Consider the following 16,316-nt stretch of genomic DNA (forward strand, 5'->3'; position numbering starts at 1 on the left):
TCGTTCCCCTGCTCTGCAGCGCGATTGCAACATGCGGCGGCACGGCCTTCTACGAGACCTTGATCTGTGCCTGCGCGAGCAGGATGGCATCGCACCTTCTCCATTTCAAGCTTGAAATTTTAAGCCTAAAATAAATTTGATTTCTACTGTCGAAAGCCGCATCTATCGCTTGACCACCCGAAGGATGTGGATATATTTTAGGTTTAAAGTAATGACCGACTTCGGAATGCGGAAAGGAATTGCCATGCGCATCGTCTGTATCGGAGGCGGCCCGGCGGGCCTCTATTTCGGCCTTCTGATGAAGAAGCTGCATCCCGAACATGATGTCAGGGTCGTCGAACGCAACAAGCCCTACGATACCTTCGGCTGGGGCGTCGTCTTCTCGGACGCGACCATGGTTTCCATGCGCAAATGGGATCCCGAAAGTGCGGCCGAGATCGAGGATGCCTTCAACCACTGGGACGATATCGAGGTCTTGTTCAAGGGCACGCGCCAGCGCACCTCGGGCCACGGCTTCGTCGGCATCGGCCGCAAGAAGCTGCTGAACATCCTGCAGAAGCGTTGTGAGGAACTCGGCGTTGAACTCGTCTTCGAAACCGACGTCAGTTCCGATCTCGACTACCCCGACGCCGACCTCATCATCGCCTCCGACGGCCTGAACTCGAAGATCCGCAATCGCTATGCCGATATCTTCCAGCCGGACATGATCACTCGGCCGAACCGCTATATCTGGCTCGGCACCAACAAGCTCTACGACGCCTTCACCTTCGATTTCCGCAAGACGGATCATGGCTGGTTCCAGGCGCATATCTACAAGTTCGACGACAAGACCTCGACCTTCATCGTCGAGACAACGGAAGAAGCCTATCTCGCCCATGGTCTCGACAAGATCGACCAGCAGGGCTCGATCGATTTCTGCCAGGGCCTCTTTTCGGAAGTGCTCGACGGCGCCGAGCTGATGACCAATGCGCGCCATCTGCGTGGCTCGGCCTGGCTGAACTTCAACCGCCTGATCTGCGGCAAATGGAGCCATTTCAATGGCAATTCGCATGTTGTGCTGATGGGCGACGCCGCCCACACCGCCCATTTCGCCATCGGCTCCGGCACCAAGCTTGCAATCGACGATGCGATCGAGCTTGCCAACCAGTTCCAAATCCATGGCCACGGCAAGGACAGGATCCCTGATGTCCTCGAAACCTACGAGGAAATCCGTCGCGTCGATGTCGCCCGCATCCAGAATGCCGCGCGCAACGCGATGGAATGGTTCGAAGTGGTCGGCCGCCGCTATGCCGATCAGCTGGAGCCGGAACAGTTCATGTATTCCATGCTGACCCGCTCGCAGCGCATCAGCCACGAGAATCTTCGCCTGCGCGACAAGACCTGGCTGGAAGGCTATGAGCGCTGGTTTGCGAAGAAATCCGGTCTGCCTGTCGGCAGCGACCGCTGCCTACCGCCAATGTTCACGCCCTATCAGCTGCGCGGCACCTCGCTCGTCAACCGCGTCGTCGTCTCGCCGATGGCGATGTATTCGGCCGACGACGGGCTCATCAACGACTTCCACATGGTCCATCTCGGCTCCCGCGCGCTCGGCGGCGCAGGCTTGATCTTCGCGGAAATGACCTGCGTCTCGCCGGATGCGCGCATCACCCCCGGCTGCCTCGGCCTCTGGAACGAGGAACAGGCCGCGCAGTGGAAACGCCTCGTCGATTTCGTGCATACGAGCAGCGCCGCCAAGGTCGGCATCCAGCTCGGCCATGCCGGCCGCAAGGGCGCGACGAAGCTTGCCTGGGAAGGCATCGACCAGCCGCTTTCGGAAGGCGAATGGCCGCTGATCTCGGCGTCAGCCATTGCCTATCTGAAGAACAGCCAGGTACCGAAGGCCATGGACCGATCGGACATGGACCGCGTCAAGGCCGATCACGTCCGAGCCGCCCAGCTCGCGGCCACGACCGGCGCCGACTGGCTGGAGTTGCACTGCGCCCACGGCTATCTGCTCTCGAGCTTCCTGTCGCCGCTTACCAATCTGCGCGACGACGAATATGGCGGCAGCCACGAGAACCGCGCCCGCTTTCCGCTGGAAGTCTTCCGCGCCATCCGCGAAGTCTGGCCGGAGGAAAAGCCGATGTCGGTGCGCCTCTCCTGCCATGACTGGACCGACGACGGCAACACGCCCGAGGATGCGGCAATCTTCGCGCAGATGTTCAAGGATGCTGGCGCCGACCTGATCGACTGCTCGTCGGGCCAGGTCTCGAAAGAGGAAAAGCCGGTCTATGGCCGCCTCTTCCAGACGCCCTTCTCAGACAAGATCCGCAACGAGATCGGCATTCCGACGATCGCCGTCGGCGCAATTTCGGAGGCCGATCACGCCAATTCGATCATTGCCGCCGGCCGCGCCGATCTCTGCGCCGTCGCCCGCCCGCATCTGGCCGATCCCGCTTGGTCGCTGCACGAGGCGGCCAAGATCGGCCTCACCGAAATTCCGTGGCCGAAGCAATATCAGTCGAGCAAGTATCAATACGAAGCGAACCTCGCCCGCGCGGCAGCGCCGACATCCACTCCAGCACCGGCAAAGTGACGCAGGATGAGCGCTGAAGGCAAACTGGCAGGACGTCATGCGCTGGTCACGGGCGCCGGCAGCGGCATCGGCGCGGCGATAGCCCGCGCGCTGGCTGCCGAGGGCGCCCGCGTGACGCTTGCCGGCCGTCGCGGCGAACCGCTGCAAGCGCTCGCCGCAGACCTGGGCGAAAACGCCTTCGTCGCCGCCGGCTTCGACGTCACCAGCCCCGAGGCGATCGCCGCAGGCTTTGCCGCCGCACGGGAAAAATTCGGCCCGGTCTCCGTTCTCGTCAACAATGCCGGCGAGGCTCCGACCGCGCCCTTCGAGAAGACCAGCCTCGACATGTGGAACCACGTTCTCTCTGTCGATCTGACCGGCGTCTTCCTGGTGACGCAAGCCGCCCTGCCCGATCTGAAGGCGCATGGAAACGTCGCCCGCATCATCAACATCGCCTCGACGGCTGGGCTGACCGGCTACGGCTATGTCTCAGCCTATGTCGCCGCCAAGCACGGCGTCGTCGGCCTGACCCGCTCGCTGGCGCTGGAGCTGGCAAAGACGGGCGTGACGGTCAATGCTGTCTGCCCGGGCTTTACCGACACCCCGATCATCGCGCGCTCAATCGAGACGATCGTCGCCAAGACTGGCCGCACGCCCGAGCAGGCCATGGCGGAATTCACGAAATCCAATCCGCAGGGGCGGCTGGTGCGGCCGGAGGAGGTCGCCGATACGGTGATCTGGCTCGCATCGCCCAACGCGGCATCGATAACAGGACAGGCAATCGCGGTTGCCGGTGGGGAGGTTTTGGCAGGATGAGCGATCATGATATGACGATGCGGGGTCATTTGACGCCCTTCAGGGATTATCAGCCGAAGCATTTCGTGTGGGAAGTCAGTGAGGACGACCGCGTCGCGACCATCCGGCTGAACCGGCCGGAGCGCAAGAACCCGCTCACCTTCGAAAGCTATGCCGAGCTGCGCGATCTCTTCCGCGACCTCGTCTATGCCTCGGATATCCGCGCGATCGTGCTGGCCGGCTCCGGCGGCAATTTTTCGTCGGGCGGCGACATCTTCGAGATCATCGAGCCCCTGACGCGCATGGCGATGCCGGAGCTTCTGGCCTTCACCCGCATGACCGGCGATCTCGTCAAGGCGATGCGCAAGTGCCCGCAGCCGATCATCGCGGCTGTCGACGGCATCTGCGCCGGCGCCGGCGCGATCCTCGCAATGGCCTCGGACCTCAGGCTCGCGACGCCGGAAGCCAAAACCGCCTTCCTCTTTACCCGCGTCGGCCTTGCCGGGGCGGACATGGGCGCTTGCGGCATCCTCCCGCGCATCATCGGCCAGGGCCGCGCCGCCGAACTGCTCTTCACCGGCCGTTCCATGAGCGCTGCCGAGGGCAATGCCTGGGGCTTCTACAACGGCTTGCACGCCGCCGCCGATCTCGAAGGCGAAGCCAAAAAACTCGCCCATTCGCTCGCCGATGGCCCCTGGTTCGCCCATGGCATGACCAAGACCATGCTCAATCAGGAATGGGCGATGGGCATCGACGAGATGATCGAATCGGAGGCCCAGGCCCAAGCCGTCTGCATGGCGACACAGGATTTCCGCCGCGCCTTCGAGGCCTTCGCCGCCAAGCGCAAGCCCGAGTTCCAGGGGAACTAACATGGGTCAGGCATCGACGCTTCCCGGTCCGTCGCGGGACCATCTGGACTTGCCGTTCTTCGAACAGCGCCACCGCGATTTCGCGGCCAGGGTCGACGACTTCGCCAGATCGGGCGTCATATCAAGCATCGATCACGCCGATGTCGATGGGGCCTGCCGCAAGCTGGTGAAGGCGCTGGGCGAAGCCGGGCTCCTCACTGCGGCGACCGGGACATCGGATGCCGAGCCGCTGATCGACAGCCGTTCCGTCTGCCTTGCCCGCGAAACGCTCGCCTGGCATGACGGCCTTGCCGATTTCGCCTTCGCCATGCAGGGTCTTGGTACCGGCGCGATCGGGTTGACCGGCTCCGCGGAACTGCGCGCTGCCGTTCTGCCCAAGGTCCGCTCCGGCGAATGGCTCTCCGCCTTCGCGCTCTCGGAAAAGGATGCCGGCTCCGACGTCGCCGCCATGGCCTGCGCCGCCCACGCCGATGGCGACCATTATGTGCTGGATGGCGAAAAGACCTGGATTTCCAACGGCGGCATCGCCGACGTCTATACCGTCTTCGCTCGATCCGGCGAGGCGCCGGGCACACGCGGCATCTCGGCCTTCGTCGTCTTTGCCGATGATCCCGGCTTCTCGATCTCCGAGCGCATCGAGGTGATCGCGCCGCATCCGCTGGCGACGATCCGGTTCGAAAACTGCCGCATCCCGGCCTCGCGCCGCCTGGGCGCGCCCGGCGAAGGCTTCAAGATCGCCATGCGCACGCTGGACATCTTCCGCGCCTCAGTCGCCGCAGCGGCCCTGGGCTTCGCGCGCCGAGCGCTCGACGAGTCCCTCGTTCATGCCAAGGCGCGGCCGATGTTTGGCGCAGCGCTTGCCGACCTTCAGTTGACGCAAGCCGCCCTCGGGGATATGGCGACCGGCATCGATGCGGCAGCGCTTTTAACCTATCGGGCGGCCTGGCGACGCGATGTGCAGAAGCTTTCCACGACGCGCGAAGCGGCGATGGCGAAGATGACGGCGACCGAGACGGCACAGGGTGTCATCGACCGCGCCGTCCAGCTCTTCGGCGGCCGCGGGGTGCGGACTGGTGAAATAACGGAAAAACTCTATCGGGAGATTCGCGCGCTGCGCATCTACGAAGGTGCGACGGAGGTTCAGAAACTCATCGTCGCCCGCGAACTCCTCAAGACCATTTGACGGGAGACATACTCATGGCATCGACACGCGAAGTCTTTGATTGGGCGGATCCATTCCGGCTGACGGAGCAGTTGAACGACGACGAGCGCATGGTGCTCGACACCGCGCATGCCTATGCGCAGGAGAAGCTGGCGCCGCGCGTGCTTGACGCCTTCCGTCATGAGAAGACCGATCCCGCTATCTTCCGCGAAATGGGCGAACTCGGCCTGCTCGGGCCGACAATCGCACCGGAATATGGCGGCGCCGGCCTCGGTTACGTCGCCTATGGCCTGATCGCGCGCGAGGTCGAGCGCGTCGACAGCGGTTACCGCTCGATGATGAGCGTGCAGTCCTCCCTCGTCATGGTGCCGATCGATGCCTTCGGTTCGGAAGCACAGAAGCAGAAATACCTGCCGAAGCTCGCGACGGGCGAATGGATCGGCTGCTTCGGCCTGACCGAACCGAACCACGGTTCCGACCCGGGCTCGATGGTGACGCGCGCGAAGAAGGTCGATGGCGGCTACAGCCTGACCGGCGCCAAGACCTGGATCTCCAACGCGCCCATCGCCGACGTCTTCGTCGTCTGGGCCAAGACCGAGGACGGCGTTATCCGCGGCTTCATTCTCGAAAAGGGCTGGAAGGGTCTCACCGCCCCGGCAATCCACGGCAAGGTCGGGCTGCGCGCCTCGATCACGGGCGAAGTCGTGATGGATAACGTCTTCGTGCCCGAGGAAAACTTGCTGCCCAACGTATCGGGCCTCAAGGGTCCCTTCACCTGCCTCAACTCCGCCCGCTTCGGTATTGCCTGGGGTGCGCTGGGGGCCGCCGAGGACTGCTATGCCAAGGCACGGCAATATGTGCTCGACCGCAAGCAGTTCGGCCGGCCGCTTGCCGCCAACCAGTTGATCCAGAAGAAGCTCGCCGACATGGTGACCGAGATCACGCTCGGCCTGCAAGGCTGCCTGCGCCTCGGCCGCATGAAGGAAGACGGCCATCCGCCGGTCGAACTGACCTCGATCCTGAAGCGCAACTCCTGCGGCAAGGCGCTGGACATTGCCCGCGCAGCCCGCGACATGCTCGGCGGCAACGGCATTTCCGACGAATTCGGCATCGCCCGCCACATGGTCAACCTCGAAGTGGTCAACACCTACGAAGGCACCCACGACGTCCACGCCCTCATCCTCGGCCGCGCCATAACAGGCATTGCCGCTTTCGCGAATTGAGGACGGAATTGGCGTTTCGCACCGAAAGACCGCTTCGCTTCGGGGATTGCGATCCTTCAGGGATCGCCTATTTCCCGTCCTACTTGAACATCCTCGTCGGTGTTCTGGAGGATTTCTTCGCGTCGCTCGGTTTTCCCTGGAAGATGATGGTCGACGACAGGCGCATCGGCGTTCCGACGGTGCGCCTCGATCTCACCTTTTCCAGCCCCGGCTTCCAGGGCGATACGCTGGAATTTGCACTCCATGTCCGCGGCGTCGGCCGGTCCTCGCTCGATCTCGAGCATGAGATATCCGCCAACGGCAAGCTACTGTGGAGCGCCAAGCACCGCGTCGTCTCGACCTCGCTCGATACCCATCAATCCCTTGCCTGGCCGGAGGATATCCGTGCCGCGCTGACCTCTCATTTGGAGACCGCCGATGCACACCATCCTGCAACCTGAAGGTTGGGCCAAGCCCATCGGCTATGCCAACGGCGTCGCCGCAACCGGTCGTACGGTCTTCGTCGGCGGTCAGGTCGGCTGGAACGCCGCCTGCGAATTCGAGAGCGACGATTTCGTCGAGCAGGTGCGTCAGACGCTGAAGAACGTCGTTGCGATCCTCGCCGAGGGTGGCGCCGAACCGCAGCACATCACCTCGATGACCTGGTATTTCACCGACAAGGCTGAATATCTCGGCAACCTCAAAGGCATCGGCCAGGCCTATCGCGACATCATCGGCCGGCATTTCCCGGCCATGGCCGCAATGCAGGTCGTCGCCCTCGTCGAGGACCGCGCCAAGATCGAGATCCAGGCAACCGCCGTCATCCCGGAATAGGTGAACCATGCCGGACTTGCGCTTTTCCGACACGATCTCGGGCTCGGTGCGTAACGGCGTTCTTGTCGTCACCATCGACAATCCGCCGGTCAACGCCACATCGGCGGACGTTCGCGCTGGTCTGATGGCGGCGCTCGACCGCGCCGAAGTGGACGCGACAGTGCAGGCAATCGCGCTGACTGGCGCCGGCAATACCTTCGTCGGCGGCGCCGACATCAAGGAATTCGGCAAGCCGCCCGTCGAACCGACGCTGCCGCAGGTCATCGAGCGCATCGAAGCCTTCAGGAAGGCTGCCGTTGCCGCTATCAATGGCGCGGCCCTCGGCGGCGGCTGCGAGCTGACGCTCGCCTGCCATCATCGCATCGCCCTTTCTTCGGCGAAGATCGGCCTGCCCGAAGTCAAGCTCGGCATCGTGCCGGGCGCGGGTGCCACGCAGCGCCTGCCGCGCCTGACCGGAACACCCGCAGCCATCGAACTGATCTCGTCGGCCCGCCTCGTCGGCGCCGGTGAAGCGCGGTCGCTTGGCATTGTCGACGCGGTTGTAGACGCCGATGTGGTCGGCGCCGCTGCCGAGGTCGCGAAAGGCCTCGTCGGCAAGCCTCTTCGCCGCACCGGCGCGCTGACAGTTCCCGATGCGCCGGCCGACACCCTCGAGAAGGCGGCCGCCGATGCCGCCCGCAAGGCCAAAGGCCAGCGCGCGCCGCTCGAAGCGATCCGCCTCGTGCGCCTTGCCGCCACTGCCCCGCTTGCCGAGGGCTTGGCAGAGGAACGCCGCACCTTTCTCGAACTGCGCGACAGCGACGAAGCCGCCGCCCTTCGCCACGTCTTCTTCGCCGAGCGCGCCGCCGGCAAGGTCGATGGCCTCGAAACGGTGAAGGCACGCAAGGTCGACGTGATCGGCATCGTCGGCACCGGCCTGATGGGCTCGGGCATCGCCGTTGCTGCGCTCAATGGCGGCTATCGCGTCATCGGCGTCGAGCAGACACAGGATGCGGCCGACAAGGGCCGTGAGCGGATCTCTGGCCTTCTCGACAAGGCCGTGCAGACCGGCCGGCTGGATGCCGCCGGACGCGACGGGCGCCTGCAGCGGCTGACCGTAACATCTGACGCGTCGGAACTTGCCGCCGCCGATCTCGTCATCGAAGCCGTCTTCGACGACCTTGTGGTCAAGACCGAACTCTTCCAGCGCCTCGACAACATCGTCCGACCGGACGCGATCCTTGCCACCAATACCAGCTATCTGGACCCGAACGCGATTGCCGCCGCCACCGCTCATCCCGAGCGGGTGGTCGGCCTGCACTTCTTCTCGCCGGCCCATATCATGCGGCTGGTCGAAGTCGTGAACTGCGCGAAATCAGCACCCGACGTCCTCGTCACCGCACTCGCCGTTGCCAAGAAGCTCGGCAAGCTGCCTGTCGTCTGCGGCGTGACCGAAGGCTTCATCGGCAACCGCATTTTCTCGGCCTATCGCCGCGAGGCTGAATTCATGCTGGAGGACGGCGCCCTGCCGCACGAGATCGATGCGGCGCTGGAGGCCTACGGCTTTCCGATGGGCCTTTTCGCGGTCTACGACATGGCGGGCCTCGAGATTGCCTGGGCAAAACGCAAACGCCAGGCCGCAACCCGCGATCCTGCAGCTCGCTACGTCGATATCGCCGACCGGCTTTGCGAGGCCGGGCGTTTCGGGCAGAAGGCCGGCAAGGGCTGGTACGTCTATCCGAACGGCAAGCGCTCTGTCGATCCTGATGTCACCGCCTTGATCGAGCAGGTCCGAGCCGAAAAAGACATCGAACCCAGACATTTCAACGCCGACGAGATCACCGCTCGCCTGTTGAAGGCCATGTCCGACGAGGGAGAGGCGCTGCTTGCCGAGGGTGTGGCAGCACGCCCCGGCGATATCGATCTCGTCATGATCAACGGCTACGGTTTCCCGTCCCATCGCGGCGGCCCGATGTTTGCCGCCGGCCGTCGATAAGCCGTAGGACGCCTTTGCTGAAATTACTCAGGCTGCGGAGATCAACGTGAAAAGCTCCTGCGCGCGCTTGACGCCGCGCAGTGCATAACGGCCGACGGAGACGATATCGTTGCGCTGCACGACCTGCGCCGATGAGGCGAAACTCGACGACATCAGGATATCGCGATCCGCGGAATGGCACATCGATGCAATGCGGCTCACCTCGTTGACAGCAGGCCCGATGACCGTGAAATCCAGCCGATCCTGGCTGCCGATATTGCCATAGAAGACATCGCCGATATGCAGCCCGAGATAGACTTCCGTCACCGGCCGCCCCTCGATCTGCCGCTGTGAATTGAGGTCCCTCAGACGCTGGCGCAACAGGGATTCGGCCTTGAGAGCCGCAGCACAGGCATCGCTGGTATCCTCGGCTTTGAAGATGGCAAGCGTCCCGTCACCGATCAATTTCAGCACGTTGCCGCCGGCCTCATGGATCGAGGATATGACGGCATCGGCATAGTCGTTCAGCATCGGGATGAGCTCATCCGGCTCGGCCGTATCCGAAATGCGCGTATAGTTCGCAAGGTCGGAAAACCATAGCGCCGCCGAGATCCGCTCTGCCTTGCCGCGGCTGATCTTGCCCTCCAGCACATGCCGGGCGGCATCCTCGCCGAGATAGACCTCGGCAATGGTGCGCGCGATGCGGCCGAGCGCCGTGCATTTGATCGCAAGCCCGAGCGCAGGCACGAGGCGGCGCAGGGTCGCCAGGTCTTCCCCGGAAAAACCGTCCTTGGCAGTGCTTGCGAAATGCGAGAAAAAGCAATCCATCTCGCCGATCGTACCGGCTTCTTCGAAGCGTTGGGCAAAGGCGATGAAATCGGTGTGGCCGGACTCCTGCATGCTGTCCAGCCCGTAGAAATCGATCGGATCGCCACCCGTGATGCGCCGGCGAACTTCGGGCTCGCCGCTGCTCAGCAGGTAATAGAAAGCCGAGCGCAGCCAGTTTTCCTGCGCGATGCCGCGTCCCGTCGGGCCGTATTCGAATACCGGCTCGACGGCTTCGCGCCGATCCCAGCGAAATGCGCGGCCTTCGTAAACGGGGTGCAGCGTGTCCATGAGCGCCATCGCTCGGCCAAGCTCGAGGCCGTGCTGATAGCAGGCATCGCAGAAACCGCTGAGCAACGCGGATTCCGAAGTGCCTTTCAGGCCTTGCTGCATCAACCATGCAGCAATCTCGCTGATATCTTTATCTTGCATGAAGGTAATCCCGGGGCTTCTGAGGGTTCGCTTTAATACCATTCAACGACGCAAGAAAGCCGCGATATCGAATTCGCGGCCGAAAACATGGAAATCGCCGCTTTGCGGGCTGCAAAGCGGCGATTTGACGCGATGGATATACCGACAGGCAATCAGCCTCTGGCAGTCGGCTTCAAAAGGTCGTCCAGGCCGATCCGGCGGAAGAGCTCGGCGCGAACACGGTCGGCAACGCCGTTGACGATCTCCGCTCCATCTTCCGACGGATCGATATGGGTACGGAACGGGCGCTTGCCGAACGGCATGTTGACCACGTCGACGATCGCGACAGCCACGGCGCCTGCGTCCGCATCAGCCGGTTCGAGCGAGGCAAGGCCTTTCAGTGCCTGATCGGTCACGCCCTTGTAGGGACCGTCATTATATTCGGCAGCGCGGGCCGTGTCGGCCGGAGAGCCGGAATGAGCGAAATGGTTGGTGCCCTTGGTGAAGGCGCCGGGCACGATGATCGCGGTTTCGATACCCCAACGGTTCAGCTCGCTTGCATAGGAGACCGCAAGCGAATCCATCGCGGCCTTGGCAGCGAAATAGGGAGCGAGATAGGGCGGCGTGCCGCCGCGGGTGCTTGATGAGGACACCCAGACGACCAGGCCCTTCCCTGCCTTGCGCATATAGGGTAGCGCTGCCCGATTGATGCGCTGGGTCGAAAGGACGTTGATATCGAAGAGCTCGGCATATTGTTCCGGCGTGAAGGCTTCGGCCGGGCCGAAGGACATGTGGCCGGCATTGTGTACGAGCACGTCGATGCGGCCTTCGTCGGCAATGACCTTGGCGATGCCCGCCTCGACGGAGGCATCGTTGGCGACGTCGAGTTCGACGGTGCGAAGGTCGACGGTGTTGTCCTTGGCGAAGGCGGCAGCCTCGGCAACGGCAGGAGCGTTGCGTCCTTCAGTGCCGCGAATGCCGGCATAGACGGTGTGCCCGGCCTTGGCGAGGGCGCGAGCCGTGAGCGCACCAAAGCCGCTCGATGCGCCCGTGATGACGATAACTTGCTTGCTCATGATCTTGATCCTTCGGGATGGGGTAAATGGGATTTACGAAAGGCGGAGGCGGCTCTCCCTCTCCTCCGTCATCCCTGTGCTCGTCACAGGGATCCAGCCGGCCCAAGTCCTTGGGCCGAGGGGAGTCTTTTCACGTCGCAGACGCGCCGTGACTGGATTCCTGTGACAAGCGCAGGAATGACGGGGGACAGCGCCGTGACCGAGTCACGCGCCCCACCTGCCAGTTAGAACCTCAGATCATGCCGCCATTGGCGCGCAGCACCTGACCATTGACCCAGGCGCCATCGGGACCGGCGAGGAAGGCGACAACGCTGGCGATATCCTCCGGCGTGCCGAGACGTTCGAGCGGGTTTGCCTTGGCCAGCCGGTCGATGAGTTCGTCAGATTTGCCGTTGAGGAAGAGATCGGTGGCGGTCGGACCAGGAGCGACTGCATTGACCGTGATCTTGCGGCCGCGCATTTCCTTGGACATGATGCCCGTCATGGTTTCGACCGCAGCCTTGGTGCCGGCATAGACGGCGTAGCTTTCCGGCTTCAGGCCAACGACGCTCGACGAGAAATTGATGACCCGGCCGCCTTCGCGCAGGCGCTTTGCAGCTTCGCGCAGCGTGTTGAACGTGCCCTTGAGATTGATGGCGATCTGACGATCAAAGCTGGCGTCATCGACATTCACCAGAGGCGAAAGCAGCATGATGCCGGCATTGTTGACGAGCACATCTACGCCGCCGAATGCGGTTTCTGCCGTATCGAACATCCGGCGGACGGCTTCGGCATCCGAAACGTCGGCCTGTGCCGCCACGGCCTTGCCGCCGGCCTGCTCGATCTTGCGCACCACGTCCTCGGCTGAGGCGGCGCTGCCTGCATAGTTGACGACGACGGTGAAACCATCCTTGCCGAGACGCTCGGCAATCGCGGCGCCGATACCTCTGGAAGCGCCGGTGACGATGGCGACCTTGTTGCTCTCAACGGACATTGTCTTTCTCCTCAGTGTGTTTGCGCCTCAGCGCGTTTCGATGAGAGGAAGATGCCCCTTTTCGAACGGCGGATAATCGGCCATTATCCGGCATCACTATCCGGGAAATGCGAACAAATACGATGGACAGGTTCGATGCCATGCGGGTCTTCACCCGCGTCGTTGAAAGACGCAGCTTCACACTGGCGGCCGAGGACACCGGGCTGCCACGCTCGACGGTGACCGATGCGGTCAAGCAGGTTGAGGCGCGCCTCGGCGTGCGCCTGCTGCAGCGCACGACCCGCCATGTCAGCCCGACGCTCGACGGCGAGGCCTATTACCAGCGATGCCTCAGCATACTCGCCGACATCGAGGATGCCGAGGGCGCCTTTGCCGGCGCCAAGCCGAAAGGGCTGCTGCGCGTCGATGTCCACGGGACGCTGGCGCGGCATTTCGTGCTGCCGAGCCTGCCCTCGTTCCTCGAGACTTATCCCGACATCGAGTTCTACATGAGCGAGGGCGACAGGCTGGTGGACCTGGTGCGCGAGGGTATCGACTGCGTGCTGCGCGTCGGCATTCCCCAGGATAGCGACATGGTCGCCCGCCGCGTTGCGATGCTGGAAGAGCTGACACTTGCCTCACCCGCCTATATCGAACGCCATGGGATGCCGGAGCATCCGGAAAGGCTGGAGGGCCACCGCATGGTCGGCTTCCGTTCGACGGCAGCAGGCGGATTGCTGCCCCTTGAATTCATCATCGACGGGGAGGTGCGCAATATCATGCTGCCGACGACGGTTTCGGTGAATGCTGCCGAAAGCATGCACGCTGCGGCAAGGCTCGGGCTAGGCATCATCCAGGTGCCGCGGTACCATATGCAACAATATCTCGATTCCGGCGAGCTGGTATCGATCCTGACGGACTATCCCCTGACGAAGACGCCGGTATCGCTGCTCTATCCCCGCAACCGCCAGCTTTCTCCCCGCGTGCGCGTCTTCATCGATTGGCTCACCAGAGTCTTCGCGCAGCACCGGGATGAAACCACCGCCTGAAACAAATAAGCGGTAACAGCCCTTTGAATATGCAGCCGACATCCCTACGTGCGAAGAGAAACGCCGGGCCTGCAATACAGGCAAGGAATCTGCGGAAGGATGGGGCGAATGGTTGAGCGGAAACAATTGAAACTCGGCGCCTTCATGCGTCCTGTCAGCCTTCATGCCGGCGCATGGCGTTACCCGGGTGCCTATCCCGATGCCAACTTCAATTTCAAGCATATTGTCAGCTTCGCACAGAAGCTGGAGCAGGCGAAATTCGACGCTTTCTTCATGGCCGATCATCTGGCCGTGCTCAACATGCCGATCGAGGCGCTGAAGCGCAGCCACACCGTCACCTCCTTCGAGCCCTTCACCCTGCTTTCCGCGCTTGCGGCCCTCACCGAGAAGATCGGCCTCGTCGCGACCGCCTCGACCACGTTCGATGCGCCCTATCACATCGCCCGTCGCTTCGCCTCGCTCGACCACATCAGCGGTGGCCGCGCCGGCTGGAACATCGTCACCACGTCCAATCCCGATGCAGCGCTGAATTTCGGGCTGGAAGAGCACATGGAGCACGACGAACGCTATGGCAGGGCCCGTGAATTCTACGATGTCGTGACCGGCCTCTGGGACAGCTTTGCCGACGATGCCTTCATTCGCGATACCGAAAGCGGCATTTTCTTTGATCCTGATAGGATGCATGTCCTCGGCCACAAGGGCGCGGAACTGAGCGTGCGCGGCCCGCTGAATATCGCCCGTTCGCCGCAGGGCTGGCCGGTTATCGTGCAGGCCGGACAATCCGAAGCCGGCCGACAGCTTGCCGCCGAAACCGCCGAAGTCGTCTTCGCCGCACCCCGCGACCTCGATACGGCCAAGCCGATGTATGCCGACATCAAGGGCCGGATGCAGCGCGTCGGTCGCAATCCCGACCATCTGAAGATCCTGCCGGCCGCTTTCATCGTCGTCGGCGACACGGTCGACGAAGCCAAGGCCAAGCGCGCCAAGCTGGACAGCCTGGTCCATTACGACAGCGCCATCGCCCAGCTGTCGATCACGCTCGGCCACGATGCCTCGAAATTCGATCCCGACGCTCCACTCCCGGAAATCCCTGAGAGCAACGCCAGCAAGAGCGGTCGCGAGCAGGCGATCCGTCTGGCGCAGAGGGAAAATCTGACCGTCCGGCAGCTTGCCCAGCGCCTCGGCGGCTATGGCGGGCTTGCCTTCGTCGGCACGCCAGCGACCATCGCCGACGAGATGGAGAAATGGCTCGACGAACGAGGCTCCGACGGCTTCAACGTCGTCTTCCCCTTCCTGCCCCAGGGCCTGAATGACGTCGCGGATCGGGTCATTCCCGAACTGCAGCGCCGCGGTCTCTTCCGCAAGGAGTATGAGGGAACGACGCTGCGCGAACATCTTGGCCTGCCGCGCCCGGAAAACCGCTTCTTTGCGCCGGCAGCACACGCGGCCCAATGAGGGATCCGGGTGACATCGGCAGCCAAATCGGTCAGAAGAAACCATCATTTCAAGAGACCAGCCGATGAGCCAGCTATCCCATTTCGACTACGACACCGCCTCCGAAGCCGCCCGCGCCGAGCATGATCGTGAAGTCGCCCTGCGCGGTCGCATGACCAACATGAAGCGCACGCTGCTGCATTCGCCGGCGGCACACCGGATCTATGCCGAGTGGTTCACGCTGCGCGAGGAACTGCGGCCTGCACTGGACGACCGCGCCGTCTGGCTTTTCTGCCTGTCCATCTCACTGGAGAGCCGGTCGATCATTCCCGTCGGCTTCTTTCGCCGGGCATTGATCAATGCGGGTCTTACGCCCGATGCTGTTGTGGCGACGGAAGACGAGGCGCTGCTGATGGAATTCGGCAGGGCGATCGTCGTCGATGCCAACGCCGTGCCTCAGGAACTGTGGGACCAGCTGAAAGCGCGCTACGACGAGCCGACCTTGGTGAACCTCGTCGCCTTCGCCGGCATCATGATCGCGACGGCCGTGTTCAACAATGTCGTGGATGTGGACGTCGATGCGGAGCTGAGGCCTTATCTGGAAGGCTTTGAGTTGCCAGCCAGATCGTAACGCTACCGCCCGATCATCTCACCCCGAAATCGTGGTCGAGAACTCAGGGTTGCCGCGGATCGTGTTGCTGACGGTGCAGATCTCGTCTTCGGCGGCGCGCGCGATCGCCTCGCGGGTCTCTTCGTCGAAAGCACCCTTGATCGTGAAGGCGATGTTGAATTTCTCGACGCGCGACAGGCCCTCGGTCGCCTTCTCGCCGGTCACGACCGCGGTGACCTCGGTCAATTTGTCGAGAACGCCCATATTGCTTGCCGCCATGCGGGCGCTGAGCACAAGGCAGGCCGACAGCGAGGAATAGAGCAGATCGAGCGGATTGAATCCCGGCTGCGATGGGCCGGTGACGATATCGAGCGCGCCGCCGGTAACTGTCGTCACATGCGGAAATCCGGTGCGTCCAACGACCGCGGTTGCGCCCGTCTGCCGCGTCTTAATCTTCAGCTCAGCCATGGGAAAATTTGCCCTACCTGTTCAAAACAACGTTTGAAAACAAATAGGGATTTTCGCGACCGGAAACAATCCAAGTGAATTTACGACAACACAATACGGGCCGTTCCGGCTCTCAATGGGC

The 16,316-nt window shown here is 62.9% G+C and carries 15 protein-coding genes; 11 read left to right on the plus strand and 4 right to left on the minus strand.

The annotated features are described in order from the left end of the window. Positions 1 to 244 precede the first annotated feature (244 nt). The 8 genes from DTW90_RS04020 to DTW90_RS04055 are packed head-to-tail and all read left to right on the plus strand — an operon-like array spanning position 245 to position 9,391. The gene (locus DTW90_RS04020) at positions 245 to 2,575 is read left to right on the plus strand and encodes a bifunctional salicylyl-CoA 5-hydroxylase/oxidoreductase (RefSeq protein ID WP_149337034.1); all 2,331 of its coding nucleotides are present in this window, start codon (positions 245 to 247) and stop codon (positions 2,573 to 2,575) included. Between the two features lie 6 nt (positions 2,576 to 2,581). After that, positions 2,582 to 3,370, plus strand: a complete 789-nt coding sequence (locus DTW90_RS04025; RefSeq protein ID WP_149336555.1) for an SDR family NAD(P)-dependent oxidoreductase — start codon at positions 2,582 to 2,584, stop codon at positions 3,368 to 3,370. Next, a complete protein-coding gene (locus DTW90_RS04030) occupies positions 3,367 to 4,218 on the plus strand; it encodes an enoyl-CoA hydratase family protein (RefSeq protein WP_149336557.1) in 852 nt (283 codons plus the stop codon). The genes DTW90_RS04025 and DTW90_RS04030 overlap by 4 nt, the downstream gene beginning before the upstream one ends. Position 4,219: 1 nt before the next feature. Next, positions 4,220 to 5,401, plus strand: a complete 1,182-nt coding sequence (locus tag DTW90_RS04035) for an acyl-CoA dehydrogenase family protein (protein ID WP_149336559.1) — start codon at positions 4,220 to 4,222, stop codon at positions 5,399 to 5,401. Positions 5,402 to 5,415: 14 nt separating this feature from the next. Further along, a complete protein-coding gene (locus DTW90_RS04040; RefSeq protein WP_149336561.1) occupies positions 5,416 to 6,603 on the plus strand; it encodes an acyl-CoA dehydrogenase in 1,188 nt (395 codons plus the stop codon). A gap of 8 nt (positions 6,604 to 6,611) precedes the next feature. Then, on the plus strand, positions 6,612 to 7,043 hold the full coding sequence (locus DTW90_RS04045; protein ID WP_149336563.1) for a thioesterase family protein: 432 nt from the start codon (positions 6,612 to 6,614) through the stop codon (positions 7,041 to 7,043). After that, entirely contained in the window at positions 7,021 to 7,416 is a 396-nt protein-coding gene (locus tag DTW90_RS04050) for a RidA family protein (RefSeq protein WP_132518481.1), read from the plus strand. The genes DTW90_RS04045 and DTW90_RS04050 overlap by 23 nt, the downstream gene beginning before the upstream one ends. Before the next feature lie 7 nt (positions 7,417 to 7,423). Continuing rightward, a complete protein-coding gene (locus DTW90_RS04055) occupies positions 7,424 to 9,391 on the plus strand; it encodes a 3-hydroxyacyl-CoA dehydrogenase NAD-binding domain-containing protein (protein WP_149336565.1) in 1,968 nt (655 codons plus the stop codon). Between the two features lie 27 nt (positions 9,392 to 9,418). Here the strand turns inward: DTW90_RS04055 and DTW90_RS04060 are convergent, their stop codons facing one another. From DTW90_RS04060 to DTW90_RS04070, 3 genes are all read right to left on the minus strand, one after another. Continuing rightward, positions 9,419 to 10,627, minus strand: a complete 1,209-nt coding sequence (locus tag DTW90_RS04060; RefSeq protein WP_149336567.1) for an adenylate/guanylate cyclase domain-containing protein — start codon at positions 10,625 to 10,627, stop codon at positions 9,419 to 9,421. Positions 10,628 to 10,779: 152 nt separating this feature from the next. Then, complete coding sequence (locus DTW90_RS04065; RefSeq protein ID WP_149336569.1) at positions 10,780 to 11,682, minus strand: SDR family oxidoreductase; 903 nt, start codon at positions 11,680 to 11,682, stop codon at positions 10,780 to 10,782. Positions 11,683 to 11,914: 232 nt separating this feature from the next. Next, positions 11,915 to 12,655: an SDR family oxidoreductase gene (locus DTW90_RS04070; RefSeq protein WP_149336571.1), complete on the minus strand. Its 741-nt coding sequence runs from the start codon at positions 12,653 to 12,655 to the stop codon at positions 11,915 to 11,917. Between the two features lie 122 nt (positions 12,656 to 12,777). Between DTW90_RS04070 and DTW90_RS04075 the strand changes: the two genes are divergently transcribed. The 3 genes from DTW90_RS04075 to DTW90_RS04085 all read left to right on the plus strand — a co-directional run bounded on the left by DTW90_RS04075 (position 12,778) and on the right by DTW90_RS04085 (position 15,748). Beyond that, entirely contained in the window at positions 12,778 to 13,683 is a 906-nt protein-coding gene (locus DTW90_RS04075) for a LysR family transcriptional regulator (RefSeq protein ID WP_149336572.1), read from the plus strand. Positions 13,684 to 13,791: 108 nt separating this feature from the next. Then, on the plus strand, positions 13,792 to 15,138 hold the full coding sequence (locus tag DTW90_RS04080) for an LLM class flavin-dependent oxidoreductase (RefSeq protein WP_132518469.1): 1,347 nt from the start codon (positions 13,792 to 13,794) through the stop codon (positions 15,136 to 15,138). 64 nt (positions 15,139 to 15,202) lie between these two features. Next, a complete protein-coding gene (locus DTW90_RS04085) occupies positions 15,203 to 15,748 on the plus strand; it encodes a hypothetical protein (protein ID WP_132518467.1) in 546 nt (181 codons plus the stop codon). A gap of 18 nt (positions 15,749 to 15,766) precedes the next feature. On the opposite strand, the gene DTW90_RS04090 is transcribed toward DTW90_RS04085, so the two are convergent. Continuing rightward, a complete protein-coding gene (locus DTW90_RS04090; protein WP_132518465.1) occupies positions 15,767 to 16,195 on the minus strand; it encodes an OsmC family protein in 429 nt (142 codons plus the stop codon). Positions 16,196 to 16,316: the final 121 nt, after the last annotated feature.

This window comes from Neorhizobium sp. P12A (assembly GCF_008365395.1).
Taxonomy (GTDB): domain Bacteria; phylum Pseudomonadota; class Alphaproteobacteria; order Rhizobiales; family Rhizobiaceae; genus Rhizobium.

Excerpts from the sequence above, each read along its gene's own strand:
- DTW90_RS04020 (WP_149337034.1), top strand. The coding sequence starts at position 245 with ATGCGCATCGTCTGTATCGGAGGCGGCCCGGCGGGCCTCTATTTCGGC.
- DTW90_RS04025 (WP_149336555.1), top strand. The coding sequence starts at position 2,582 with ATGAGCGCTGAAGGCAAACTGGCAGGACGTCATGCGCTGGTCACGGGC.
- DTW90_RS04030 (WP_149336557.1), top strand. The coding sequence starts at position 3,367 with ATGAGCGATCATGATATGACGATGCGGGGTCATTTGACGCCCTTCAGG.
- DTW90_RS04035 (WP_149336559.1), top strand. The coding sequence starts at position 4,220 with ATGGGTCAGGCATCGACGCTTCCCGGTCCGTCGCGGGACCATCTGGAC.
- DTW90_RS04040 (WP_149336561.1), top strand. The coding sequence starts at position 5,416 with ATGGCATCGACACGCGAAGTCTTTGATTGGGCGGATCCATTCCGGCTG.
- DTW90_RS04050 (WP_132518481.1), top strand. The coding sequence starts at position 7,021 with ATGCACACCATCCTGCAACCTGAAGGTTGGGCCAAGCCCATCGGCTAT.
- DTW90_RS04055 (WP_149336565.1), top strand. The coding sequence starts at position 7,424 with ATGCCGGACTTGCGCTTTTCCGACACGATCTCGGGCTCGGTGCGTAAC.
- DTW90_RS04060 (WP_149336567.1), bottom strand. The coding sequence starts at position 10,627 with ATGCAAGATAAAGATATCAGCGAGATTGCTGCATGGTTGATGCAGCAA.
- DTW90_RS04065 (WP_149336569.1), bottom strand. The coding sequence starts at position 11,682 with ATGAGCAAGCAAGTTATCGTCATCACGGGCGCATCGAGCGGCTTTGGT.
- DTW90_RS04070 (WP_149336571.1), bottom strand. The coding sequence starts at position 12,655 with ATGTCCGTTGAGAGCAACAAGGTCGCCATCGTCACCGGCGCTTCCAGA.
- DTW90_RS04075 (WP_149336572.1), top strand. The coding sequence starts at position 12,778 with ATGGACAGGTTCGATGCCATGCGGGTCTTCACCCGCGTCGTTGAAAGA.
- DTW90_RS04080 (WP_132518469.1), top strand. The coding sequence starts at position 13,792 with ATGGTTGAGCGGAAACAATTGAAACTCGGCGCCTTCATGCGTCCTGTC.
- DTW90_RS04085 (WP_132518467.1), top strand. The coding sequence starts at position 15,203 with ATGAGCCAGCTATCCCATTTCGACTACGACACCGCCTCCGAAGCCGCC.
- DTW90_RS04090 (WP_132518465.1), bottom strand. The coding sequence starts at position 16,195 with ATGGCTGAGCTGAAGATTAAGACGCGGCAGACGGGCGCAACCGCGGTC.